The 25578-nt window shown below is 39.5% G+C and carries 21 protein-coding genes and 1 riboswitch; all 21 genes read left to right on the top strand.

The window, feature by feature from the left end; translation table 11 throughout:
• Positions 1 to 56: 56 nt before the first annotated feature.
• The 21 genes from O3611_RS03600 to pulA all read left to right on the top strand — a co-directional run bounded on the left by O3611_RS03600 (position 57) and on the right by pulA (position 25203).
• Positions 57 to 1133 (top strand): aspartate-semialdehyde dehydrogenase, encoded by a 1077-nt coding sequence (locus O3611_RS03600; protein WP_371607858.1) that lies wholly within the window; start codon positions 57 to 59, stop codon positions 1131 to 1133.
• Positions 1134 to 1183: 50 nt separating this feature from the next.
• The gene (gene dapA / locus O3611_RS03595; RefSeq protein WP_311523720.1) at positions 1184 to 2119 is read left to right on the top strand and encodes a 4-hydroxy-tetrahydrodipicolinate synthase; all 936 of its coding nucleotides are present in this window, start codon (positions 1184 to 1186) and stop codon (positions 2117 to 2119) included.
• Positions 2120 to 2226: 107 nt separating this feature from the next.
• Positions 2227 to 3084 (top strand): DNA-processing protein DprA, encoded by an 858-nt coding sequence (dprA, locus tag O3611_RS03590; RefSeq protein WP_152904343.1) that lies wholly within the window; start codon positions 2227 to 2229, stop codon positions 3082 to 3084.
• A 118-nt stretch (positions 3085 to 3202) separates the two neighbouring features.
• The gene (gene topA, locus O3611_RS03585; protein ID WP_371607857.1) at positions 3203 to 5290 is read left to right on the top strand and encodes a type I DNA topoisomerase; all 2088 of its coding nucleotides are present in this window, start codon (positions 3203 to 3205) and stop codon (positions 5288 to 5290) included.
• Positions 5291 to 5545: 255 nt separating this feature from the next.
• Positions 5546 to 5905, top strand: coding sequence for a YbaN family protein (locus O3611_RS03580; protein WP_075229033.1), 360 nt, complete (start codon positions 5546 to 5548; stop codon positions 5903 to 5905).
• Between the two features lie 92 nt (positions 5906 to 5997).
• Positions 5998 to 6630, top strand: a complete 633-nt coding sequence (locus O3611_RS03575; protein ID WP_371607856.1) for a copper homeostasis protein CutC — start codon at positions 5998 to 6000, stop codon at positions 6628 to 6630.
• Positions 6631 to 6673: 43 nt separating this feature from the next.
• A complete protein-coding gene (locus O3611_RS03570) occupies positions 6674 to 7330 on the top strand; it encodes an MmcQ/YjbR family DNA-binding protein (RefSeq protein WP_371607855.1) in 657 nt (218 codons plus the stop codon).
• A 314-nt stretch (positions 7331 to 7644) separates the two neighbouring features.
• A complete protein-coding gene (locus O3611_RS03565) occupies positions 7645 to 9207 on the top strand; it encodes a 2-isopropylmalate synthase (protein WP_371607854.1) in 1563 nt (520 codons plus the stop codon).
• Positions 9208 to 9218: 11 nt separating this feature from the next.
• Positions 9219 to 10256 carry a 3-isopropylmalate dehydrogenase gene (gene leuB, locus O3611_RS03560; protein ID WP_371607853.1) on the top strand — a complete coding sequence of 346 codons (1038 nt, stop codon included), beginning with the start codon at positions 9219 to 9221 and terminating at the stop codon, positions 10254 to 10256.
• Positions 10253 to 10522: a DUF1294 domain-containing protein gene (locus O3611_RS03555; RefSeq protein ID WP_075231611.1), complete on the top strand. Its 270-nt coding sequence runs from the start codon at positions 10253 to 10255 to the stop codon at positions 10520 to 10522. Before leuB ends, O3611_RS03555 begins: the two co-directional genes overlap by 4 nt.
• 3 nt (positions 10523 to 10525) lie before the next feature.
• A complete protein-coding gene (leuC, locus tag O3611_RS03550; protein WP_248034378.1) occupies positions 10526 to 11905 on the top strand; it encodes a 3-isopropylmalate dehydratase large subunit in 1380 nt (459 codons plus the stop codon).
• A 12-nt stretch (positions 11906 to 11917) separates the two neighbouring features.
• Positions 11918 to 12511, top strand: a complete 594-nt coding sequence (leuD, locus tag O3611_RS03545) for a 3-isopropylmalate dehydratase small subunit (RefSeq protein WP_248034377.1) — start codon at positions 11918 to 11920, stop codon at positions 12509 to 12511.
• A gap of 24 nt (positions 12512 to 12535) precedes the next feature.
• The gene (locus O3611_RS03540) at positions 12536 to 13315 is read left to right on the top strand and encodes an L-threonylcarbamoyladenylate synthase (RefSeq protein ID WP_248034376.1); all 780 of its coding nucleotides are present in this window, start codon (positions 12536 to 12538) and stop codon (positions 13313 to 13315) included.
• A 150-nt stretch (positions 13316 to 13465) separates the two neighbouring features.
• Positions 13466 to 15406, top strand: coding sequence for an McrB family protein (locus O3611_RS03535; RefSeq protein ID WP_371607852.1), 1941 nt, complete (start codon positions 13466 to 13468; stop codon positions 15404 to 15406).
• Positions 15390 to 16721: an McrC family protein gene (locus O3611_RS03530; RefSeq protein WP_371607851.1), complete on the top strand. Its 1332-nt coding sequence runs from the start codon at positions 15390 to 15392 to the stop codon at positions 16719 to 16721. The genes O3611_RS03535 and O3611_RS03530 overlap by 17 nt, the downstream gene beginning before the upstream one ends.
• 170 nt (positions 16722 to 16891) lie before the next feature.
• Positions 16892 to 17875, top strand: coding sequence for a GMP reductase (guaC, locus tag O3611_RS03525; RefSeq protein WP_000931194.1), 984 nt, complete (start codon positions 16892 to 16894; stop codon positions 17873 to 17875).
• Positions 17869 to 17965: riboswitch (purine riboswitch) on the top strand. (Overlaps the previous gene by 7 nt.)
• A gap of 76 nt (positions 17966 to 18041) precedes the next feature.
• Positions 18042 to 18623 (top strand): xanthine phosphoribosyltransferase, encoded by a 582-nt coding sequence (locus O3611_RS03520; RefSeq protein WP_371607850.1) that lies wholly within the window; start codon positions 18042 to 18044, stop codon positions 18621 to 18623.
• Positions 18623 to 19882: a nucleobase:cation symporter-2 family protein gene (locus O3611_RS03515; protein ID WP_000813114.1), complete on the top strand. Its 1260-nt coding sequence runs from the start codon at positions 18623 to 18625 to the stop codon at positions 19880 to 19882. Before O3611_RS03520 ends, O3611_RS03515 begins: the two co-directional genes overlap by 1 nt.
• 93 nt (positions 19883 to 19975) lie before the next feature.
• Entirely contained in the window at positions 19976 to 21934 is a 1959-nt protein-coding gene (ligA, locus tag O3611_RS03510; protein WP_371607849.1) for an NAD-dependent DNA ligase LigA, read from the top strand.
• Between the two features lie 3 nt (positions 21935 to 21937).
• Positions 21938 to 22888 (top strand): diacylglycerol kinase family lipid kinase, encoded by a 951-nt coding sequence (locus O3611_RS03505; RefSeq protein WP_371607848.1) that lies wholly within the window; start codon positions 21938 to 21940, stop codon positions 22886 to 22888.
• 32 nt (positions 22889 to 22920) lie between these two features.
• On the top strand, positions 22921 to 25203 hold the full coding sequence (pulA, locus tag O3611_RS03500; RefSeq protein ID WP_371607847.1) for a type I pullulanase: 2283 nt from the start codon (positions 22921 to 22923) through the stop codon (positions 25201 to 25203).
• The last annotated feature ends 375 nt before the right edge of the window (positions 25204 to 25578 follow it).

Here is a 25578-nt window from a genome sequence, read left to right as displayed (position 1 = left end):
AGTAGTATAATGTTTCTATTATAGAAATTTTTAGAAAATTCCGAAAGAGGTTTGTTATGGGATACACAGTTGCTGTTGTCGGCGCTACAGGTGCCGTTGGTGCTCAAATGATCAAAATGTTGGAAGAATCAACTCTTCCTATCGATAAGATTCGTTACCTTGCGTCTGCACGTTCTGCAGGAAAGATTTTGCAATTCAAAGGTCAAGATGTGACCATCGAAGAAACAACAGAAGACGCTTTTGAAGGGGTTGATATTGCTCTTTTCTCAGCTGGTGGATCAACTTCTGCAAAATATGCACCTTATGCTGTTAAGGCAGGCGCAGTCGTCGTAGATAACACTTCTTATTTCCGTCAAAATCCAGATGTACCATTGGTTGTTCCTGAAGTGAATGCCCACGCCCTTGATGCTCACAACGGAATTATCTCTTGTCCTAACTGTTCAACAATTCAAATGATGGTGGCTCTTGAGCCCGTTCGTCAAAAATGGGGATTGGACCGTATTATCGTTTCAACTTACCAAGCTGTTTCAGGTGCTGGTATGGGAGCAATTCTTGAAACTCAACGTGAGCTTCGTGAAGTCTTGAATGATGGCGTGAATCCACGTGATTTGCATGCGGAAATCTTGCCTTCAGGTGGCGATAAGAAACACTATCCAATTGCCTTCAACGCTCTTCCGCAAATTGACGTTTTCACTAATAATGATTACACTTACGAAGAGATGAAGATGACCAATGAAACCAAGAAAATCATGGAAGACGATAGCATTGCCGTATCAGCAACATGTGTACGTATTCCAGTTTTGTCAGCTCACTCTGAGTCAGTCTATATTGAAACAAAAGAAGTAGCACCAATCGAAGAAGTGAAAGCAGCTGTTGCTGCCTTCCCAGGTGCAGTTCTTGAAGATGATATTGCTCACCAAATCTATCCTCAAGCAGTAAATGCTGTTGGTTCACGTGATACATTCGTTGGACGTATCCGTAAAGATTTGGATGCAGAAAAAGGTATTCATATGTGGGTGGTTTCTGATAACCTTCTTAAAGGTGCCGCTTGGAACTCAGTTCAAATCGCTGAGACTTTACATGAACGTGGTCTAGTACGCCCAACAGCTGAATTAAAATTTGAATTGAAATAATGTGTAGGAGTTCTTTTGAACTCCTTCTTTAAAATAGAAAGGTGTTTTGTATGTCTTATCAAGATTTAAAAGATTGTAAAATTATCACAGCCTTTATTACTCCTTTTCATGAAGATGGCTCTATCAATTTCGATGCCATTCCAAAGTTGATTGAACATTTATTGGCTCATCATACAGATGGAATTCTCCTAGCAGGAACAACTGCTGAGAGTCCGACTCTAACTCACGATGAGGAGTTGCAGTTGTTTGCGGCTGTTCAAAAGGTTGTCAACGGACGAGTTCCTTTAATCGCTGGTGTTGGTACCAATGATACACGTGACTCTATTGAGTTCGTCAAAGAGGTAGCAGAGTTTGGCGGTTTTGCGGCTGGTCTTGCGATTGTTCCTTACTATAACAAACCATCCCAAGAAGGCATGTATCAACACTTTAAAGCTATTGCAGATGCTTCTGATTTACCCATTATCATCTATAACATTCCAGGTCGTGTAGTTGTCGAAATGACTCCAGATACCTTACTTCGTTTGGCAGAACATCCAAATATTATCGGTGTCAAAGAATGTACCAGTCTTGCCAATATGGCTTACTTGATTGAGCATAAACCAGAAGAATTCTTGGTGTACACTGGTGAGGATGGTGATGCTTTTCATGCTATGAACCTTGGTGCAGACGGAGTTATCTCTGTTGCTTCCCACACAAATGGAGATGAGATGAATGAAATGTTTACTGCAATCGAAGAAAGTGATATGAAGAAAGCGGCAGCTATTCAACGTAAATTTATTCCTAAAGTCAACGCTCTCTTCTCTTACCCAAGTCCGGCACCTGTTAAGGCGGTACTCAACTATATGGGATTTGAAGCTGGGCCAACTCGTCTACCTTTGGTTCCTACGCCTGAAGAGGATGCTAAACGCATTATCAAGGTTGTTATTGATGGGGATTACGAAGCAACTAAGGCGACTGTCACTGGAGTTCTTCGTCCTGATTACTAAGATAACTAATATAAAAAAACTTTCTAAACAAGTAAAATTGTTGGGAAGTTTTTTTCTTTTTCTACGAATAAATAGATAAAGAGAAAAACAAGGAGTCTATCATGAAAATTAAGATTGATAATTTTGAGATTTATAAGTTGAAACAAGCAGGTTTAAGTAATCAACAGGTTTTAAAGGTACTTCAATATGGAGAAATCTATGATCAAGAATTAACCCTAGAAACGATAGCAGAAGCATCTGAGTGTAGAAATCCAGTGGTTTTTATGGAACGTTACCATAAACTCACCTTTGAAAGTATGGAGAGATTAAGAAGTGACTTTGAAAAATTTCCCTCATTTTCAATTCTGGACGATGTTTATCCCTTTGCTCTCAGTGAAATCTATGATGCTCCAGTATTGTTATTTTATAAGGGCGATTTAAATCTTTTAAAGTTACCTAAGATTGCGGTTGTAGGCAGTCGCTCTTGTAGTCAAACAGGGACAAAATCAGTTCGTAAGGTTATTGAAGAACTTGAGAATGAGCTGGTGATTGTGAGTGGGCTTGCTAGAGGGATTGATACTGCAGCGCATATGTCTATTCTTCAAGGTGGTGGAAAAACTATTGCAGTTATAGGGACTGGCTTGGATGTCTATTATCCTCGATCTAATAAACGACTGCAGGACTACATCGGTGAATATCATTTGCTACTGAGTGAATATGGACCTGGTGAAGAACCCTTAAAATATCACTTTCCAGCACGAAATCGGATTATTGCTGGCCTATGTATGGGTGTTATCGTTGCTGAGGCAAAGATGAGATCTGGTAGTTTGATTACCTGTGAGCGAGCTATGGAAGAAGGAAGAGATGTTTTTGCTATTCCAGGTAGCATTTTAGACGGTCGTTCAGATGGTTGTCATCACTTGGTTCAGGAAGGTGCAAAACTTGTTTCAAGTGGTCAGGATGTGCTAGCAGAATTTGAATTTTAAGAACTAACAAGGTTTTATCAGTTAAACTTTTCTTCTATATATAGGAGTTAAGTCTTGACAGGTTTTTAAAAATGGTTTACACTTTATAAAGTTTATTACTTTGAAAAGGTGTGATACTGTGGCTACGGCAACAAAGAAGAAAAAATCAACAGTTAAAAAAAATCTAGTAATCGTGGAGTCGCCTGCAAAGGCTAAAACGATTGAAAAATACCTGGGTAGAAATTATAAGGTTTTAGCCAGTGTTGGTCATATTCGTGATTTGAAAAAATCCAGTATGTCAGTCGATGTAGAAAATAATTATGAACCCCAATATATCAATATTCGTGGGAAAGGTCCTCTGATCAATGACTTGAAAAAAGAAGCTAAGAAAGCCAATAAAGTCTTTCTCGCGAGTGACCCGGACCGTGAAGGAGAAGCAATTTCTTGGCATTTAGCTCATATTCTCAATCTAGATGAAAATGATGCTAATCGTGTTGTTTTCAACGAGATTACAAAAGATGCGGTTAAAAATGCTTTTAAAGAACCTCGTAAGATTGACATGGATTTGGTGGATGCCCAACAAGCCCGTCGTGTCTTGGACCGCTTGGTAGGTTATTCTATTTCACCAATTTTATGGAAAAAGGTCAAGAAGGGCTTGTCAGCTGGCCGTGTTCAGTCTGTTGCTCTCAAGTTAATCATTGACCGTGAAAATGAGATTAATGCATTTCAACCAGAAGAATATTGGACTATTGATGGAGTCTTCAAAAAGGGGACTAAGCAATTCCAAGCATCCTTCTATGGAATGAATGGCAAGAAGATGAAATTGACAAGCAATGAAGAGGTCAAAGAAATCTTGTCTCATCTATCCAGCAAAGACTTTACAGTTGATCAGGTAGATAAAAAAGAACGCAAGCGTAACGCTCCACTCCCTTATACTACCTCAACTATGCAGATGGATGCAGCTAATAAAATCAATTTCCGTACTCGAAAGACCATGATGGTTGCCCAGCAACTCTATGAAGGGATTAATATTGGTACGGGCGTCCAAGGTTTGATTACCTATATGCGTACAGACTCGACTCGTATCAGTCCAGTTGCTCAAAATGAAGCTGCAAACTACATTAATGAACGTTTTGGCAGTAACTATTCTAAACATGGCAGCAAGGTAAAGAATGCGACTGGTGCACAGGATGCCCATGAGGCTATCCGCCCATCAAGTGTCTTTAACACGCCAGAAAAAATTGCTAAGTATTTGGATAAAGACCAACTTAAGCTTTATACCCTTATCTGGAATCGCTTTGTAGCGAGTCAGATGACGGGTGCTATCTTTGATACCATGGCTGTGAAGCTCTCTCAAAATGGAGTTCAGTTTGCAGCGAATGGTAGTCAGGTCAAATTTGACGGTTACTTGGCCATTTACAATGATTCAGATAAGAATAAGATGTTGCCGGATATGGTAGTTGGTGATGTCGTCAAGCAGGTCAATAGTAAGCCTGAGCAACACTTCACTCAACCGCCAGCACGTTATTCGGAAGCGACACTGATTAAAACTTTGGAAGAAAACGGAGTCGGTCGCCCATCAACTTATGCACCTACAATTGAAACCATTCAAAAGCGCTATTATGTGCGTTTGGCAGCCAAGCGTTTTGAACCGACAGAATTGGGAGAAATTGTTAACAAGCTCATCGTTGAATATTTCCCTGATATCGTCAATGTAACCTTTACAGCTGAAATGGAAGGTAAACTGGATGATGTCGAAGTTGGAAAAGAGCAGTGGCAACGAGTCATTGATGAATTTTATAAACCCTTCTCTAAAGAGGTTGCCAAAGCCGAAGAGGAAATGGAAAAAATCCAAATCAAGGATGAGCCAGCAGGATTTGATTGTGAAGAGTGTGGCAGTCCGATGGTCATTAAACTTGGTCGTTTTGGTAAGTTCTATGCTTGTAGCAATTTCCCAGATTGCCGTCATACACAGGCTATCGTGAAAGAGATTGGAGTCGAATGTCCAAGCTGTCATCAAGGACAAATTATTGAACGAAAAACCAAGCGTAATCGTATCTTCTATGGTTGCAATCGCTATCCAGAGTGTGAATTCACTTCTTGGGACAAGCCTGTTGGCCGAGATTGTCCAAAATGTGGTAACTTCCTCATGGAGAAAAAAGTCCGTGGTGGCGGTAAGCAGATCGTTTGTAGCAATGGTGATTACGAAGAAGAAAAAATCAAATAAAATGAGTCCTGAAAGTAAATTTCAGGCTCTTTTTAGTAAAGGCTTGACAAAATTCATCATTGTATGTGAAACTAGAAGAAGATTATTTTATACTCAATGAAAATCAAAGAGCAAACTAGGAAGCTAGCCGCAGGCTGCTCAAAGCACTGCTTTGAGGTTGTAGATAGAACTGACGAAGTCAGTAACATATATACGGTAAGGCGACGCTGACGTGGTTTGAATTTAATTTTCGAAGAGTATTAACTAGGAGAAGTTATGCGTATTATTTATCTGATTATTGGATTTCTTTCATTAGCTCTGGCTATTGTTGGAGTTGTCTTGCCCTTGTTGCCTACGACTCCTTTTCTTTTGTTGTCTATTGCTTGTTTTTCCAAAAGTTCCAAGCGTTTTGAAGATTGGCTTTATCATACCAAACTTTATCAGACTTACGTAGCGGACTTTCGTGAGACCAAGTCTATTGCGCGTGAGCGTAAGAAAAAGATTATTGTATCAATTTATATCTTGATGGGAATTTCCATTTATTTTGCGCCTCTTTTACCAGTCAAAATCGGTTTGGGATGTTTAACCATCTTTATTACCTACTATCTTTTTAAGGTTATTCCTGATAAAGACTAGCTTTAATAAGTAAGGATTTCTCTTGATAAAAATAAAACATATTCAAAATAATATGATATAATAAATTTAAACTAATCTTCAAGGAGAATCAAATGATTTACGAATTTTGTGCTGAAAATGTAACCTTGCTTGAAAAAGCTATGCAGGCAGGAGCTCGCCGCATCGAGCTCTGTGATAATCTAGCAGTTGGTGGAACAACTCCAAGCTACGGAGTGACAAAGGCAGCTGTGGAACTGGCGGCCGACTACGATACGACCATTATGACTATGATTCGCCCGCGTGGTGGTGACTTTGTCTACAATGATTTAGAAGTTGCTATCATGCTCGAGGATATTCGTCTAACTGCTCAAGCAGGTAGCCAAGGGGTTGTCTTTGGTGCCTTAACAGCTGATAAGAAGTTGGACAAGGCCAAGCTTGAAAAATTGATTGCTGCATCTAAAGGTATGGAAATTGTTTTCCATATGGCATTTGATGAATTGAGCGAACAAGATCAGTTAGAAGCTATTGACTGGCTCAGCCAAGCTGGAGTGACACGCATTCTGACTCGTGCTGGCCTATCTGGCGATTCTCTAGAGAAACGTTTTGCGCACTATCACAGAATCCTAGAACACGCTGCAGGAAAAATTGAAATTTTACCTGGTGGAGGGATTGACATGGACAACCGTCAGATCTTCATTGACCAACTGGGTGTGACACAATTACATGGAACTAAGGTTGTCTTTTAAAAAATAGAAAGGAACTGCTAGCTTATGGTAGCAGTTTTCGCTTATGTTTGAAATTTTTAAAGCCTATCAGTTTAATAGTAAAAAGGCTAAAGAGTATGGATTTGAAGAAAATCAAGGCGTATGGAACCATAGTTCAACTATCTTGCACGGAGATTTTCTCATGATGGTTACAGTTGAGGATGGAGACTTAAGTTTTCAAGTTTATGACCAAGAAACTGGTGATCTCTATCCTCAAGTTCATATGACCAGTATGAGAGGGGCATTTGTAGGAAGTGTCCGTGAAGCCTGCTTAGAAGTTCTTTATGAAATCCGAAAGTCTTGTTTTGAGGTACAGGATTTTATCTATCCTCAGACCAAGAGAATCATGACTCGTGTTCAAGAAAAGTATGAAAATCAATTAGAATACTTATGGGAGAAATCTCCTGATACTGCGATTCTACGCCATGAGAATAATCAGAAGTGGTATGTTGTTTTGATGAGAATCTCTTGGGATAAGCTTGAAAAGGGCAGAGAAGGGCTAGTGGAAGCAGTCAACCTCAAACACGACCAAGTAGCTGACTTGCTTTCAAAAAACGGAATTTATCCAGCCTTTCATATGAATAAACGCTACTGGATTAGTGTGCCACTGGATGATAGTTTATCAGATGAAGAGTTGCTAGAATTGATCGAAAAAAGCTGGAACTTGACCTTGAAAAAGTAATTAGATTTACTTGATTTTTCAAATACTTTCAATTAGCAAAATATTCTTTACTGAAGAAATTTTCAGAAAATATTGGATTTTTTCTTGACATGTGTTTTTTCCTATGCTAAAATACTAAACAAGATATCAAACGAAGGAGAAAGTCAAACATGAAAACAGCTAAGTTTAATCAATTTGCTTTGTTGTTGAGGTACTCGGGCTAGTGCAGAAGCATTAGTCCTGTTTGGCTTACCAAGCGGGAGTAAATCAACATCTCGCTTGGAACTCCGAGCGAGATGTTTTTTTAAAACCAAATTTAGAAAAGGGGAAATCTTATGAGAACAGTTGAATTTCTAGATACTAGCCTTCGAGATGGTGAGCAGACACCAGGTGTCAATTTTTCAATAAAGGAAAAGGTTGCTATAGCAAAACAGCTTGAGAAATGGGGTATTTCAGCAATTGAAGCTGGTTTTCCAGCAGCTAGTCCAGACTCATTTACGGCAGTGCAGGAGATTGCTAAGGTCTTGAAGAAAACAGCGGTGACTGGTTTAGCTCGTTCTGTTAAATCAGACATTGACGCTTGTTATGAAGCACTAAAAGATGCAAAGTATCCTCAGATTCACGTCTTTATCGCTACCAGTCCGATTCACCGTAAGTATAAGCTTAATAAGAGTAAGGAAGAGATTTTGGAAGCGATCAGTGAACATGTTTCCTATGCACGGAGTAAGTTTGAAGTAGTAGAATTCTCTCCAGAAGATGCGACTAGAACTGAGCTGGACTTTCTTCTACAAGTCGTTCAAACTGCGGTTGATGCGGGTGCGACTTATATCAATATTCCTGATACAGTAGGTTTTACAACTCCAGAGGAATATGGAAGTATCTTTAAATATCTGATTGACAATGTACAAACCAATCGTCAGATTATCTATTCACCTCACTGCCATGATGACCTTGGAATGGCGGTAGCAAATAGCCTCGCTGCTGTTAAGAATGGCGCAGGACGAGTTGAAGGAACTATTAACGGTATTGGAGAACGAGCTGGGAATGCTGCTTTAGAAGAAATAGCAGTGGCCCTCAATATTCGCCAAGAATATTACCAAGCAGAGACAAGTATCGTCCTAAACGAAACGATTAATACGTCCGAAATGGTCTCTCGCTTCTCAGGAATTCCAGTTCCCAAAAATAAGGCAGTTGTCGGTGGAAATGCCTTCTCTCATGAATCAGGTATTCACCAAGACGGAGTCCTTAAAAACCCACTTACCTATGAAATCATCACCCCAGAGTTGGTGGGTGTTAAAAGTAATAGTCTTCCGCTTGGAAAATTATCTGGTCGCCATGCCTTTGTAGAAAAACTGAGAGAACTGGCCTTAGACTTCACAGAAGAGGATATCAAGCCACTCTTTGACAAATTCAAATCACTTGCAGATAAGAAGCAAGAAATCACAGACGCGGATATTCGTGCTCTGGTAGCTGGAACCATGATTGAAAATCCAGAAGGTTTCCACTTTGATGATTTACAACTTCAAACTCATGCGGAAAATGAAATTGAAGCGACTGTTAGCTTGGCTAATTTGGATGGTGAGAAAGTCGACTTTAATGCGACTGGACAAGGTTCTGTTGAGGCTATCTTTAACGCTGTTGACAAATTTTTTAATCAATCTGTTCGCCTGGTATCCTATACCATTGATGCTGTGACGGATGGAATCGATGCTCAGGCTAGAGTTTTAGTTACTGTTGAAAATAGAGAAACAGAAACAATATTTAACGCAGCCGGAATTGATTTCGATGTGTTGAAGGCTTCAGCTATTGCCTACATTAATGCTAATACTTTTGTTCAAAAAGAGAATACAGGAGAGATAGGTCCAAATGTTTCCTATCGCGACATGCTTAGTCTTTAAAGGAGAATACCATGACAAAGAAAATTGTTGTCCTAGCAGGTGATGGGATTGGACCAGAAATCATGGAAGCTGGTTTAGAAGTTCTAGCATCGATATCCGAAAAAACAGGCTTTGACTATGAGATTGATAGAAGACCCTTTGGAGGTGCAGGTATTGATGCTGCAGGGCATCCCTTACCTGATAAAACCCTCAAGGCAACTAGGGAAGCAGATGCCATTCTTCTAGCGGCTATCGGTAGTCCTCAGTATGATGATGCTCCAGTTCGACCTGAACAAGGACTTTTGGCTCTCCGAAAGGAACTCAATCTCTATGCTAATATTCGTCCGGTTAAAATCTTTGAGAGTCTCAAGCACTTATCACCTCTTAAGCCAGAACGAATAACTGGTGTTGACTTTGTAGTAGTACGTGAGTTGACAGGCGGGATTTACTTTGGGGATCATATACTTGAAGAGCACAAAGCGCGTGATATCAATGACTATAGCTATGAGGAAGTGGAGCGGATTATTCGCAAAGCCTTTGAAATTGCAAGAAATCGCAGAAAAATTGTTACTAGTATCGATAAGCAAAATGTGTTGGCAACATCAAAACTCTGGCGGAAAGTAGCTGAGAATGTCTCACAGGATTTCCCAGATGTGACCTTGGAACACCAGTTGGTGGACTCAGCTGCTATGCTTATGATTACCAATCCTTACAAGTTTGATGTTATTGTGACAGAGAATCTTTTCGGAGATATCTTATCTGATGAATCAAGTGTTCTATCAGGTACACTCGGGGTTATGCCATCAGCCAGTCATTCTGAAAAGGGGCCAAGTCTTTATGAGCCTATTCATGGTTCAGCGCCTGATATTGCAGGTCAAGGAATTGCCAATCCTATTTCCATGATTTTATCTGTTGCTATGATGTTGAGAGATAGCTTTGGACGTTATGAGGATGCGGAGCGTATTGAGCGTGCTGTTGAAGCTAGTTTAGCGGCTGGTGTTTTAACGAGAGATATTGGAGGACAGGCTTCGACCAAGGAAATGACAGAAGCCATCATTGAAAGATTATGAAGATAAATGAAGGAATCACGCTTGCCCTCTTGGTTTGGAATTTGCTTGTTTTCTTGATTTATGGCATTGACAAATCCAAGGCAAGAAGAGGTGCTTGGCGCGTTCCAGAGAAAATCTTACTCATTTTAGCCTTTACTTGTGCTGGATTTGGTGCCTGGTTAGCAGGAATGACCTTTCACCACAAGACTAGAAAATGGTACTTTAAAACAGTTTGGTTTCTTGGGATGGTGACCACGTTAGTAGCTTTATATTTTGTATGGAGGTAATGAATGGAAGGAAAATCAATTTTTGATAAATTATGGGACCTCCATGTGATCACAGGAGAAGAGGGACAACCTCAGCTTATGTATGTGGATCAACACTATATTCACGAGGTGACCAGTCCTCAGGCTTTTCAAGGATTGCGAGACGCAGGACGCAGATTGAGACGACCAGACTTGACATTTGGGACCTTTGACCACAATGTACCGACAGTTAATATCTACGATATTCGAGATGTGATATCCAAGGCTCAAATTGATAAGTTGGCAGAAAATGTTGAGGAATTCGGGATTGAACATGCGGCCCATGGTTCTGAAAAACAGGGCATCGTTCACATGGTTGGTCCAGAAACAGGACGAACACAACCAGGAAAATTCATCGTCTGCGGAGATAGCCATACGGCTACTCATGGAGCTTTTGGAGCGATTGCATTTGGAATTGGAACCAGTGAGGTCGAGCACGTCTTTGCAACTCAAACCATTTGGCAGGTCAAACCCAAGAAAATGCTGGTAGAATTCACTGGAGTTCCTCAAAAGGGAGTTTATTCCAAGGATTTCATTCTAGCCTTGATTGCCAAGTATGGTGTTGCATGTGGTGTTGGCTATGTGGTGGAATATCGTGGTCAAGCGATTGATGTACTCAGTATGGAAGAGAGAATGACTATCTGCAATATGTCCATTGAATTTGGCTCTAAGATGGGAATCATGAATCCAGATCAGACCACCTATGACTATCTTGAGGGACGTGAGTGTGTTCCCAAGGATTTTGATGCAGCAGTTGCTGATTGGAAAAGGCTGGTTAGTGATGACGATGCCGTTTATGACAAGGTTATCCGAATGGATGTCTCTGAATTGGCTCCTATGGTGACTTGGGGAACCAATCCAGCTATGGGTGTTGATTTTGATAGTAGCTTCCCAGAAATAAAGGATATGAATGATGAACGTGCTTATCATTACATGGATTTACAACCAGGTCAGAAACCAGCAGATATCCAACTTGGCTATGTCTTTATCGGTTCTTGTACCAATGCTCGACTTAGCGATTTACAATTGGCTGCTCGATTTGTTGAAGGGAAGAAAATTGCCCCTAACTTAACAGCTATTGTGGTACCTGGTTCTCGACCAGTCAAGCGAGCTGCTGAAAAGTTGGGCTTGGATAAGGTTTTCCAAGATGCCGGCTTTGAGTGGAGAGACCCAGGTTGCTCCATGTGTCTAGGGATGAATCCTGACAAGGTACCAGATGGTGTTCACTGCGCCTCAACTAGCAATCGTAACTTTGAAGATCGCCAGGGATTTGGTGCTAAAACTCATCTTTGCAGTCCAGCCATGGCTGCTGCGGCAGCAATTGCAGGGCGCTTCGTAGATGTTCGGAAAATGCCTGAAGCCTAGTAAGGAGAGGATATGGAAAAATTTACAGTTTATACAGGAACAACGGTTCCTCTTATGAATGATAATATTGATACCGACCAAATCCTACCCAAGCAGTTTCTAAAGTTAATTGATAAAAAAGGCTTTGGTAAGTACCTCATGTATGCTTGGCGTTATCTGGATGACAAGTATACGGAGGATCCAGACTTTGTTTTTAACCGACCTGAATATCGCAAAGCTAGTATTCTCATCACAGGGGATAACTTTGGCGCAGGGTCTTCAAGGGAACACGCAGCTTGGGCGCTAGCAGACTATGGCTTTAAGGTCGTGATTGCAGGATCTTTTGGAGATATTCATTACAATAATGAGCTCAATAATGGAATGTTGCCTATTGTTCAGCCTAGGGAGGTTAGAGAAAAGATAGCCCGATTGAAACCAACTGACCAGGTAACTGTGGACTTGGAACAACAAACAATCATCACACCAGTTGGAGAATTCACTTTCGAAATTGATAGCGAGTGGAAACACAAGCTCTTAAATGGTTTGGATGATATCGGTATTACCTTGCAGTATGAAGACTTGATTGCTGCTTACGAAAAACAACGACCAGCCTACTGGCAAGAATAAAAAAATAGAAAAGGAACTAGAACTATGACAAAACACATTCAATGGAACGGAACACTTTCACAAGAAGGCTATGAAATCTTGAAAGGTGAGGGCGGATGTATCGTTTGCCCTACAAAAGTTGGTTACATTATCATGACTAGCGACAAGGCAGGACTTGAGCGCAAGTTTGAAGCCAAAGAACGTAATCGTAATAAACCAGGAGTAGTTCTCTGTGGTAGCATGGATGAGCTTCGCGCTTTAGCACAACTCAACCCAGAAATTGAAGCTTTTTACCAAAAACATTGGGACGAAGATATTCTTCTTGGTTGTATCCTTCCATGGAAACCAGAAGCCTTTGAAAAACTCAAAGCTTACGGTGATGGTCGTGAAGAACTCATGACCGATGTGCGTGGAACTAGCTGTTTTGTTATCAAGTTTGGGAAAGCTGGTGAACAATTAGCTGCCAAACTTTGGGAAGAAGGCAAAATGGTATATGCTTCATCTGCAAACCCATCAGGAAAAGGAAATCGTGGTAAGGTTGAAGGAATCGGAGAGCGTATCGAAGGAGCAGTGGACCTTGTCATTGAGGCAGACGACTACGTTGCTTCAATCCAACCAGACAAAACAGTTGAAACTCGCTACGAGCAAGGTGTGATGGTGTCTATGGTCGATAAAGACGGCAAACTCATTCCAGAACAAGGTGGAGCACGCTCAACTTCACCAGCGCCAGTTGTGATTCGTAAAGGGCTTGACATTGATAAAATAATGATGCACCTATCGGATACCTTTAACTCATGGGATTATCGTCAGGGTGAGTATTACTAAAATAAGAAAGAAGTCTAGTGTTAAGAGGGGAGAAAGCCTCTACGCTGGGCTTTTTCTTTAGAAATTCTTTTCTTTTTCTATAGGATATGATATTCTATATATGAAATATATACTTTTTATTCGAACATTATTATAAAAGGAGTAAGATTGATGCTGAAAAGAAAAGTTAGTTTGGAAGATTTTTATGCTTGGTACCAAGAAAATAAAATAAGATTAAGAGAAGATGCATCTAAATATAGTATCTACAATGAGCAATTATGTGAAGAATTTCTTAAAGAGTGGCCACTTGATAGAATTTTAACCATGTCTATCGATGAATATGTCATTGGGAAAGGAGCTCAAAGCAATTCTTTTTGTTACGGTCTTGAGAGGGGAAAATACAAATCCTTATTTATGGGAATTGGAGGTGGTGGTTCTTCAAAATTTGGTATTTATTGGAATGAAAAAACAAAGAGTTATAAAGATCAAGCTAATAAAGTCATTCCTCTTTCAGAGTTGGAACATCGATTTACAAAATCAAAATCAGATTTGTACGAAATTATTAAGGAAGGTATTCATTTCAAATTTGATAATCCTATCTTTGATATGAAAAAGTCTACGAATGAATTTATTGGGCGTTCTGCAGTTGTCACAAAACTACTTTGTATCTATTCTGAAGGCTATCCTTTCTTAAGTGTAAATCTTAATAGTCAAAAGAAATTCTGGAACAAGCTACTTCCTCAAAAAAATCAAGGGGGCCCTTATCTTCAGAATCATGAGATTTGTCAACTCGTATTGCAAAAATATCCTGAGCTGGAACCATCATTGTTGGGAAGTATCTTATTTGAATATTCAATACAATTTTTAGACGAAAAAGAAAAGAAAGAAGAAAAAATGTCTCTAGAATATAAGGTTTATCATCCATTGAGTCAAACTCTACTACAATCCAAAAACCTCATCCTCCGTGGTGCTCCTGGTACAGGTAAAACCTATCTTGCTAAAGAAATTGCCAAAGAATTAACGGATGGCAACGAAGACCAAATCGGCTTTGTTCAGTTTCATCCATCCTATGACTATACAGATTTTGTGGAGGGGTTAAGACCGGTATCAAATGGGGATGGCGCTATTGAGTTTAAGCTACAGGATGGTATTTTTAAAGATTTTTGTCAGAAAGCAAAAGAAGCCCAATTGATTGGAGGACAAGACAATTTTGACCAAGCTTGGGATTCTTACTTAGAATATATAAATGTTGCTGAAGAAAAAGAATATATAACAAAAACATCTTACTTATCTGTTAATAGTAGACAAAATTTGTCAGTAAATTATGATAGTGGTGTTCCAGGATGGTCAATACCTCGCAAATATGTTTACGAGTTGTATAAAGATAAAAATTATAATAAGCAAGAATACTACAAAAGTGGTGGAAGAACTGTCCTAGAAACATTGAGAAAGAGATTTGGTCTGAAAGACTACCTTTCTCCAACAGAGGTTGATACAGACAAAAATTTCGTCTTCATCATCGATGAGATTAATCGTGGTGAGATTTCTAAGATTTTTGGCGAACTCTTTTTCTCTATCGACCCTGGTTATCGTGGTAGAGATGGGGAAGTTTCTACTCAATACGCAAATTTACACGAAACTGATGAGAAATTTTATATTCCTGAGAATGTTTACATCATTGGAACTATGAATGATATTGACCGATCAGTGGACACCTTTGATTTTGCAATGCGCCGTCGTTTCCGTTTTGTTGAAGTTACTGCTGAAAGCCAATTAGGAATGCTGGATGATGTTCTTGGCGATAAAGCGGAAGAAGCTAAAATCCGCCTAAGAAATTTGAATACTGCTATCGAAAAGGTTCCGGAGCTAAACAGTCATTATCATATCGGACCAAGTTATTTTCTTAAGTTAGAGGAAGTGGATTATAATTATGAATTACTCTGGTCAGATTATCTGAAGCCACTCTTGGAAGATTACTTGCGGGGCTCTTACGAGGAAGCTGAAACTCTTGAAACATTGAAAAAAGCATTCGATCTGACAAAGAATGAACAAAAAGATCAGGCAGTAGCTGACGACAATGAAGGCGATGAAAATAATGATGCGGATAACTGATAATCAGCATGAAATTGCGAAAGAAGACTTTGTCGCAGAATTTCCCAAACTAAGCCAACTTCTCTTAGATAGAATATTAGGAAATCTTTCTCAAGAAGACAATATCTTTATTTTTCCAAATGACTTGCAGTATTCTCCTGACTTGGATAAGGACCAAAAGATATTGGAAACCGTCAATCAGAAAATCAAGACAGGAAATGTGATTGGTTTTCTGGGCTATGGTCAGGAAAGATTAACAATCTCCTCTCGCTTTTCGAGTAAAGGTGATGACCATTTCTTGCATTATCTTTTACAAAAGGTTCTTCATATCAATCTGACTAGTTTAGATGTTGCTTTGTCGCGTGAAGATAAACTCTATCAGCTTTTAATCTACCTTTTTCCTAAGTATCTTCAAGCAGCTCTCCGAAAAGGTCTTTATAAGGAATACCAGAGATTTTCTCATAATGACAGCAATGTCAAGGGAGTGATTGATTTCGGAAATCATCTCAAGAAAAATCTTCCTTTCACGGGAAATATTGCCTACACAACTAGAGAGTTTACCTATGATAATCCTCTTATGCAGCTGATCCGTCATACAATTGAATACATGAAGAATCAGAAAAGTCTTGAGAGAGGAGTTCTTGATAATCTCTCAACTAGTCGTGAGAATGAGGCAGAAATCGTGCGAGTAACGCCCTCTTATAAATTAGCTGATCGTGCTAAGATTATCCGACTAAATCAAACCAAGCCTCTTCGTCATGCATATTTTCGAGAGTATAGAAAATTGCAAGAGCTTTGTCTGATGATATTAAACAGAGAAAAGCACGGTTTAGGATACCGAGAGCAAAAAATCCATGGTATTCTTTTTGATGTTGCCTGGCTTTGGGAAGAGTATGTTTATACCTTGTTACCAAAAAATTTCATCCATCCACGAAATAAGGATAAGACGGACGGTATTTCGTTATTTTCTGATCGTAAACGAAAAGTTTTCCCAGATTTTTATAACAGAGAACTAAGGACGGTTTTAGATGCTAAATATAAAAAACTAGAATTTACTGAAAAAGGAATTAACCGTGAGGACTTGTTCCAGCTGATTTCTTATTCTTATATTTTAGAAGCTGAGCAGGCTGGGTTTGTTTTTCCGAGCAAGGAGAAGGTAGTTTATAATGAGATAGGTAAGCTAGCAGGTTATGGAGCCCTGTTGAAGAAATGGTCTATCCAAGTCCCTGGACAAGCTGAAAGCTATCAAGATTTTGTCAGGAAGATGGAGTCCTTTGAAAAAATCTTTATCGAAAATCTAGGTAGAAATTTAAAAGGTAAGACAAATTCAAGGTAAATGTCTAGTTATCTCCTTGATCAAAAATACGAAACACGAACATTATTTGTTTTCGGTCATTACAATTGACAAAAAACGGACATTATTGTAAACTTGTTAGAGTAATTGTCTGGAAAAGACGAGGCTATTCCTAACTTTAGGAAGGTCTAAACAAGAGAAATGAGAGAAATATGTTAAACGAATTTCCGATCTTTGACTATGAAGATATTCAGCTAATCCCTAACAAGTGTGTTCTTAAAAGTCGTGCAGAGGCTGACACGCAGGTAACTTTAGGGAAGCATACCTTTAAATTACCAGTTGTTCCTTCCAATATGCAAACAATCTTAGATGAAAATGTTGCTGAACAACTTGCTAAGGGTGGATATTTCTATATTATGCATCGTTTTGATGAAGAAGGACGCATTCCTTTTGTCAAACGTATGCACGATCAGGGCTTGATTGCTTCAATCTCGGTAGGTGTTAAAGACTACGAGTATGATTTTGTGAGTCAATTAAAGGCTGATGCACCAGAGTACATCACCATTGATATCGCTCATGGTCATGCGGACAGCGTTATTTCAATGATTCAGCACATCAAGAAAGAATTACCTGATACTTTTGTCATCGCTGGTAATGTTGGAACTCCAGAAGCTGTGCGTGAACTTGAAAATGCTGGTGCAGATGCTACTAAGGTCGGAATTGGTCCAGGTAAGGTATGTATTACTAAGGTAAAAACTGGTTTTGGTACTGGGGGTTGGCAGTTAGCAGCCCTTCGCTGGTGTGCTAAAGCTGCGCGTAAACCAATTATTGCCGATGGTGGTATCCGTACACATGGTGATATCGCCAAGTCAATCCGTTTCGGTGCGAGCATGGTCATGATTGGTTCACTGTTCGCAGGGCATATCGAAAGTCCTGGTAAAACAGTTGAAGTGGACGGTAAACAATTCAAAGAATACTATGGTTCAGCTTCAGAATACCAAAAAGGTGCTTATAAGAATGTCGAAGGTAAGAAAATCCTTCTTCCTGCCAAAGGACATTTACAGGATACCTTAACAGAGATGGAACAAGATTTGCAAAGTTCGATTTCTTATGCTGGAGGTCGTAAAGTAGCTGATCTTAGACATGTGGATTATGTGATTGTGAAGAACTCTATATGGAATGGAGATGCTCACTAAAAAATATCATTACTTATTTATGCCGCGAATTGGCGTGGCGTTTCTACAAGGTACCGTAAATACCTAACAATGAGTAAGCTGCAGAGATATAAGGATAGGTGTTGAATCTATTTCTTTGTTTCCCAGAGGCTTACTTGGTAAGTCTCTTTTTATTTCGGAGGTTATTGTGAAATTATTAGAAGAACGAATTTTAAAGGACGGAAACGTTCTTGGTGAGAATATTCTTAAGGTGGATTCTTTCTTGACTCACCAAGTTGATTACAAGTTGATGCGCGAGATTGGTCGCACCTTTGCAGAACATTTTAAAAATGCTGGTATTACCAAAGTCGTGACGATTGAAGCGTCAGGGATTGCCCCAGCCTTATATGTGGCAGAACAGTTAGATGTTCCCATGATTTTTGCTAAAAAAGCAAAAAATATCACGATGAATGAAGGAATTTTAACTGCTGAGGTTTATTCTTTCACGAAACAAGTAACAAGTACCGTATCCATTGCAGGTAAGTTCTTATCTCCTCAAGATAAAGTATTGATTATTGATGATTTCTTGGCAAATGGCCAAGCAGCTAAAGGTCTGATTCAGATTATCGAGCAAGCTGGTGCTACAGTTGAAGCTATCGGAATTGTGATAGAAAAATCCTTCCAAGATGGTCGTGAACTGCTAGAAAAATCAGGTCATCAAGTAGTATCACTCGCGCGATTAGAGCGTTTTGAAAATGGAAAAGTTATCTTTAAGGAGGCAGATATCTAATGAAACAACAGGAAAACCACTCACAGGCAGCCGTTCTTGGTTTGCAACACTTGCTAGCCATGTACTCAGGTTCAATCCTGGTACCAATCATGATTGCAAGTGCTTTAGGGTATTCAGCTCAACAGTTGACCTACCTTATTTCAACAGATATCTTTATGTGTGGGGTTGCAACTCTTTTACAATTACAACTCAATAAACATTTTGGTGTTGGTTTGCCTATTGTTCTTGGGGTAGCCTTCCAGTCTGTTGCTCCTCTTATCATGATCGGTCAGAGTCATGGTAGTGGTGCTATGTTTGGAGCTTTGATTGCTTCAGGGATTTATGTTATCCTGATTTCAGGTATCTTCTCTAAGGTTGCCAATCTTTTCCCTGCAATCGTAACTGGTTCTGTTATCACAACAATCGGATTGACCTTGATTCCAGTTGCTATTGGAAATATGGGAAATAATGTTGAAAAACCTACTGGACAAAGTTTAGCTTTGGCAATGATTACAGTTCTCATTATTCTTTTGGTTAATATCTTTACCAAAGGATTTATCAAATCTATTTCAATTTTGATCGGTTTGATTGCAGGCACCATTATCGCTGCAACTATGGGCTTGGTTGATTTCTCTCCGGTAGCAGAGGCTCCACTCGTTCATATCCCAACTCCATTTTACTTTGGTGCTCCACAGTTTGAGATTTCATCTATTGTCATGATGTGTATCATCGCTACTGTATCTATGGTAGAATCAACTGGTGTGTATCTTGCCCTTTCTGATATTACCAAGGATCCAATCGATAGCACTCGTCTCCGCAATGGTTATCGTGCTGAAGGTCTTGCTGTCTTACTTGGTGGACTTTTCAATACCTTCCCTTATACAGGGTTTTCACAAAACGTAGGCTTGGTGAAACTTTCAGGTATTCGTACTCGTTTGCCAATCTACTACGCAGCTGGTTTCCTTATCTTGCTCGGTCTCTTGCCTAAGTTTGGTGCCTTGGCTCAGATTATTCCAAGCCCTGTTCTTGGTGGAGCTATGCTCGTCATGTTTGGTTTCGTGTCTCTCCAAGGGATGCAAATCTTGGCGCGTGTAGACTTCGAACACAATGAACACAACTTCCTCATTGCAGCGGTTTCTATCTCTGCTGGGGTGGGATTAAACGGAAGTAATCTCTTCAATACTTTACCGACTGAATTACAAATGTTCTTCTCAAATGGTATTGTCATTGCAAGTACAGTAGCCATCGTCTTGAATGCTATTTTGAATCGTAAAAAATAAAAATAAATGAGAAGCGATAGAAATATCCTTCTCATTTTCTTTTTTAGAGCTTGAGTATTGTTTATAGAGTCCTTTTTATGGTAAAATGGTTCTATGAATGAAAGAATGAAAGAGCTCGTTGAACTGCTCAATCGCTATGCGACAGAGTATTATACAAGTGATAATCCATCTGTATCTGATAGTGAGTATGACCGTCTTTATCGTGAATTGGTAGAGTTAGAAAAAGCTCATCCTGACCAAGTTTTACCAGAAAGTCCGACACATCGTGTTGGTGGAAAGATTCTTGATGGGTTTGAGAAATATAGTCATCAGTATCCTCTTTATAGTTTGCAGGATGCTTTTTCACGTGAAGAACTCGACGCCTTTGATGCGCGTGTTCGTAAAGAATTGGATGATGTCACTTATATTTGTGAGTTGAAGATTGATGGTTTATCGATTTCCTTGACTTATGAGCAGGGAATTTTTGTTGCTGGGGCAACTCGAGGTGATGGCTCCATCGGTGAAAACATCACTGAAAATCTTAAACGAGTGAAAGACATTCCTTTATCATTACCAGAAAAATTAGATATTACAGTTCGTGGTGAATGTTATATGCCGAGAGCTTCCTTTGACCAGGTCAATCAATCTCGTCAAGAAAATGGGGAGCCAGAATTTGCTAATCCAAGAAATGCTGCTGCAGGAACCCTTCGTCAGTTAGATACAGCAGTAGTAGCCAAACGTAATCTTGCAACCTTCCTTTATCAGGAAGCTAGTCCTTCAACTCGGGATAGTCAAGAGAAGGTTTTGAAACATTTAGAACAATTAGGTTTTGTGGTTAATCAAAGACGTCTATTAGCTCATAGTATGGATGAGATTTGGGCGTTTATTCAAGAAATTGGTCGAGAAAGAGATCAATTGCCTTATGATATCGATGGAGTTGTGATTAAGGTCAATGATCTAGCTGGTCAGGAGCAACTAGGATTTACAGTCAAAGCACCTAAGTGGGCAGTCGCTTATAAATTCCCAGCAGAAGAAAAAGAAGCGAAACTTCTTTCTGTTGACTGGACTGTTGGCCGTACAGGAGTTGTGACTCCGACTGCTAATCTTACTCCAGTGCAACTTGCAGGTACAACTGTAAGTCGTGCAACCCTTCATAATGTTGACTATATCGCCGAAAAGGATATCCGTAAGGATGACACAGTCATTGTCTATAAGGCAGGGGATATCATTCCAGCTGTTTTACGCGTGGTGGAATCAAAACGTATATCTGAAGAAAAACTCGACATTCCAACAAACTGTCCAAGTTGTGACAGTAAGCTTTTACATTTTGAAGATGAGGTTGCCCTTCGTTGTATCAATCCGCGATGCCCTGCTCAAATCAAGGAAGGCTTGACGCACTTCGCATCGCGTGATGCTATGAATATTTCTGGCCTTGGTCCATCGATCGTGGAGAAACTATTTGCTGCCGATTTGGTTAAGGATGTTGCAGATATTTATCGTTTGACTGTGGAAGATTTGCTCTTGCTAGATGGTATCAAGGAAAAATCTGCTCAAAAGCTCTACCAGGCTATTCAAGCATCCAAAGAAAATTCTGCGGAAAAACTCTTGTTTGGTTTGGGGATTCGTCATGTAGGAAGTAAGGCAAGTCAGTTGCTTTTACAAAACTTCCACTCAATCGAATCACTAGCACAAGCTAATCCTGAAGAAATTGCAAGTATCGAAAGTTTGGGAAGTGTCATTGCCCAAAGCCTACAGACCTATTTTGCTACAGAGGGTTCTGAAATCCTTTTAAGGGAATTGAAAGAATCAGGTGTTAATCTAGACTACAAAGGACAGACAGTTGCAGCAAATGCAGCCTTGTCTGGTCTAACTGTCGTATTGACAGGAAAGCTAGAGCGTCTTAATCGCTCAGAAGCTAAAAATAAATTAGAAAGTCTAGGAGCCAAGGTTACTGGTAGTGTGTCGAAAAAAACAGACCTTGTTGTAGCAGGAGCAGATGCAGGAAGCAAGCTCCAAAAAGCACAAGAACTGGGAATAGAGATTCGTGACGAAGCTTGGCTTGAGAGTTTATAAGCTATGAAAGAAGAAAAAAAACGCGCACGTCTCATTTATAATCCGACCTCAGGCCAGGAAATGATCAAACAAAATATCGCAGAAGTCCTAGAAGTGTTAGAGAGCATAGGCTATGAAACCAGTGCTTTTCAGACCAAACCTGAACACCTGACAGCCCAGAAAGAAGCAGAAAGAGCTGCAAAAGCTGGCTTTGATTTGGTTTTAGTAGCTGGTGGTGATGGCACCATCAATGAAGTGGTTAATGGAATTGCACCTCTGGAACATCGTCCAAAGATAGCCATCATTCCTACTGGAACTACCAATGACTATGCAAGAGCATTGAAAATCCCTATGGGGGATCCAGTTGCTGCAGCGAAGATTATTGCCAAAAATGAAACCAAGCAAATTGATATTGGTCGTGCCTTTGGTGACAAGTATTTTATCAATATTGCTGCTGCAGGAGCTCTTACAGAGTTAACCTTTAGTGTTCCGAGTGAACTGAAGACGCGTTTGGGTTATCTGGCCTACGTTGCTAAGGGTATCGAGATGTTTCCAAAATCTAAAGCCCGTCCTGTTCGTATTTACCATGATTGGGGAATTTTTACAGGAGAAGTTTCTCTTGTCTTTGTTGCCTTGACCAATTCTATTGGTGGATTTGAGCAATTCGCACCTGATAGCAAGCTGGATGATGGCAATTTTACGCTTATTCTAGTAAAGACAGATAAAATCCTAGATATGTTGAGTCTACTAGTTCAGGCCATAAACGGAGGCCAACACGTATCAGATGTCAATGTTGAATATCTGAAAACTAGTAAACTCCGAATTGAAACTTTGGATCAGGAAGAGCCGTTTATGCTTAATCTTGATGGAGAATACGGTGGTGACATACCAGTAGATTTGGAAGTATGTCATAATCACATTGAGTTTTTTGTGAATTGTGAGGCGATTGATCAAGAAATTATTAGTAACATATAAAATCAAATTTAATTTAGAAATTAGGGAGAACTATGTACAATTATCCTGTACTTATTCATTACCATCGTAAGGATGAAGCCTACGAGGCTTGTAGTTTCAGTAAAAAAACAGTAGATTCAGTAGAGCTTATCAAAGAAGAAGAATATTTTGGTGCCAAATTTTCACTGACTCAATCGAGTGAAGTAGCACTTGAAACCATGACTTTTAGCGTTGAAAAAGACGGTGTCAGCAAAGAATATCCTATTCGATTCAATTACTATCCACTTTTGACAGAGGTTTGGATTTTGGATGGAGACGATACAGTTTATTATTCTGAAAATCCTGCCATTGCAAGTCCACACTATAAGGACCAAAATCCTTTTGCCTTTGACAAGGCAATCAATAGTGCGAGTTTCGACCACCACTGGGGTTATCAAGGAGAGTTGGGATGTCAAGTTTCTGAAAATGAAACAAGTTTTAGCTTATGGGCACCAACAGCTACTTCTGTCCAAGTAGTAGTCTATGAATCAACGAGCAATGACGCTCCTATCCTTAAAACCTTTGAAATGGAACGAGGAAATAGTTATTCCTATAGCCACAAGTATAATACCATTGGTGTTTGGAGTTTAACAGTTTCAGAAAACCTAGCAGGTCGTGCTTACCACTACCAAATTGACTTTCCTCATCACCAGTCATTAACTCGTGATCCATATACAATAGCGACAAGTCCTGATGGAAAACGTTCAGCCATTGTCTCAAATCAAGATCGTCAGGTCGAAGGTTTTGAGGTTAAGCATGGTACAGAAGCAACTTGGCGTTTGGAAAATCCTTGTCAGGCTGTTGTGTATGAAATGCATATCCGTGATTTGACCAAGTCTGAAACATCTGGTGTTGCGCCAGAATTAAGAGGAACCTTCTTAGGTGCAGCGCAAACTGGAACAGTTAACCAATATGGTCAATCCACTGCGTTTGATTACATCAAAGAACTTGGTATCAACTACGTTCAGCTGCAACCAATTGCTGACCGTCATAAAGAATACGACCCAGATGGAAATGTAACTTATAACTGGGGATATGATCCACAAAACTACAATGCTCCAGAAACTAGCATGTCTACAAATCCAAATGATCCAGGTCAAGCTATCCGTGATTTGAAAGCCATGGTCCAAGCTTATCACGATGCTGGTATCGGTGTTATTATGGATGTTGTTTACAATCATACCTTCTCAACGGTGGATGCGCCATTCCAAACAACGGTTCCCGATTATTATTATCGAATGAACCATGACGGTACCTACCAAAATGGAACAGGAGTCGGTAACGAAACTGCCAGTGAGCATGAAATGTTCCGTAAATATATGATTGATTCTCTTCTCTACTGGGTAAAAGAATTCAATATTGACGGTTTCCGCTTTGACTTGATGGGAATTCATGATATCAAAACTATGCAGATGATTCGTTGGGCTATGGACGAAGTCGATCCTAAAATCATCCTTTATGGAGAAGGATGGGATATGGGAACTGGTCTTGCTCCTTATGATAAGGCTAAGAAAGACAACGCCTACCAGTTGCCAAACATTGGATTCTTTAATGATAATCAACGTGATGCGGTCAAAGGTTGTGAAGTCTATGGCTCTATCAAATCTGGTTTCGTCAGTGGTGCTGGAACTGAACCGATTGTCGCAAAAGCTATTCTTGGAAGTCGTGAGTTAGGTTCTTACCTCAGCCCCAATCAGGTTCTTAACTATGTAGAAGCCCACGATAACTACAATTTGCATGATTTGCTTAAAACCCTTCATCCAACGGAGAGTGAAAAACGCATCATGAAGAAAGTAGAAACAGCGACAGCCATGAACCTTCTCATGCAAGGGATGGCCTTCATGGAGCTGGGGCAAGAGTTTGGTCGTACCAAGCTTGTAGCTACGGGAGAAAATGGCGAGTTGACTCACGCAGATCGTGAGCGAGCTATGAATAGTTACAATGCTCCTGATAGCGTCAACCAAGTCAACTGGGATTTGATCAATGAGCGTCAAGATAGTATCGAGTTTGTTCGTCAGATTATCCGACTTAAAACACAAAACAGTGCCTTTTCATACCCTACTTATGAAGAAGTCTACCGTCATGTATTTGTTCATACAGCCATTGAAAATAGTGGTTGGATTGTTTATGAGATTCATGGTGGCGAAGAGCACTTCTTGGTTGTATTCAATGCCAAAGGGGCTTCCTATTACTATGAAAATGCAGGGAACCTAGAAATGTTGGTAACTAATAGTCGTTCTAACCAAGAAAATGCTATTGATGATGTCAGTGTGGCAGTTATGAATGTTTTATCCTAAAAAATGAACCAAAACTCAAGATTTATGCTTGAGTTTTTTTATATTTTCTAGACATAAAAATAAAAATGGAACAATTACTAAAAATAGTTGAAAATTTCAGAAAATTTGGTAAAATTATATAAAAAGAGTTATCTACGAATATTATGTTATCAAAATCTAAAAATGTTCAGTTTTTAAGCAAGTTGTTTTATATATAGATAATGAGAGTTATTTTTGTAACAGTAGCTAATAGAAAATTCCATCGCTTATCATCATTTATGAAAATTTTAGAAATGTTAAGATAGCTATATGAAGATTTTCGAAAAAAATTTTAGTAGAATTCGGAAATTAGTTGAAAGTTTTCTTAAAAGATAGTATAATAAAGGTATAGAAAAC

Source organism: Streptococcus sp. 27098_8_91 (assembly GCF_041432385.1).
In the GTDB taxonomy this organism is placed as follows: domain Bacteria; phylum Bacillota; class Bacilli; order Lactobacillales; family Streptococcaceae; genus Streptococcus.
The sequence above is the reverse complement of the archived record's forward strand: the minus strand, read 5'-3'. Positions and strand labels throughout refer to the sequence as shown.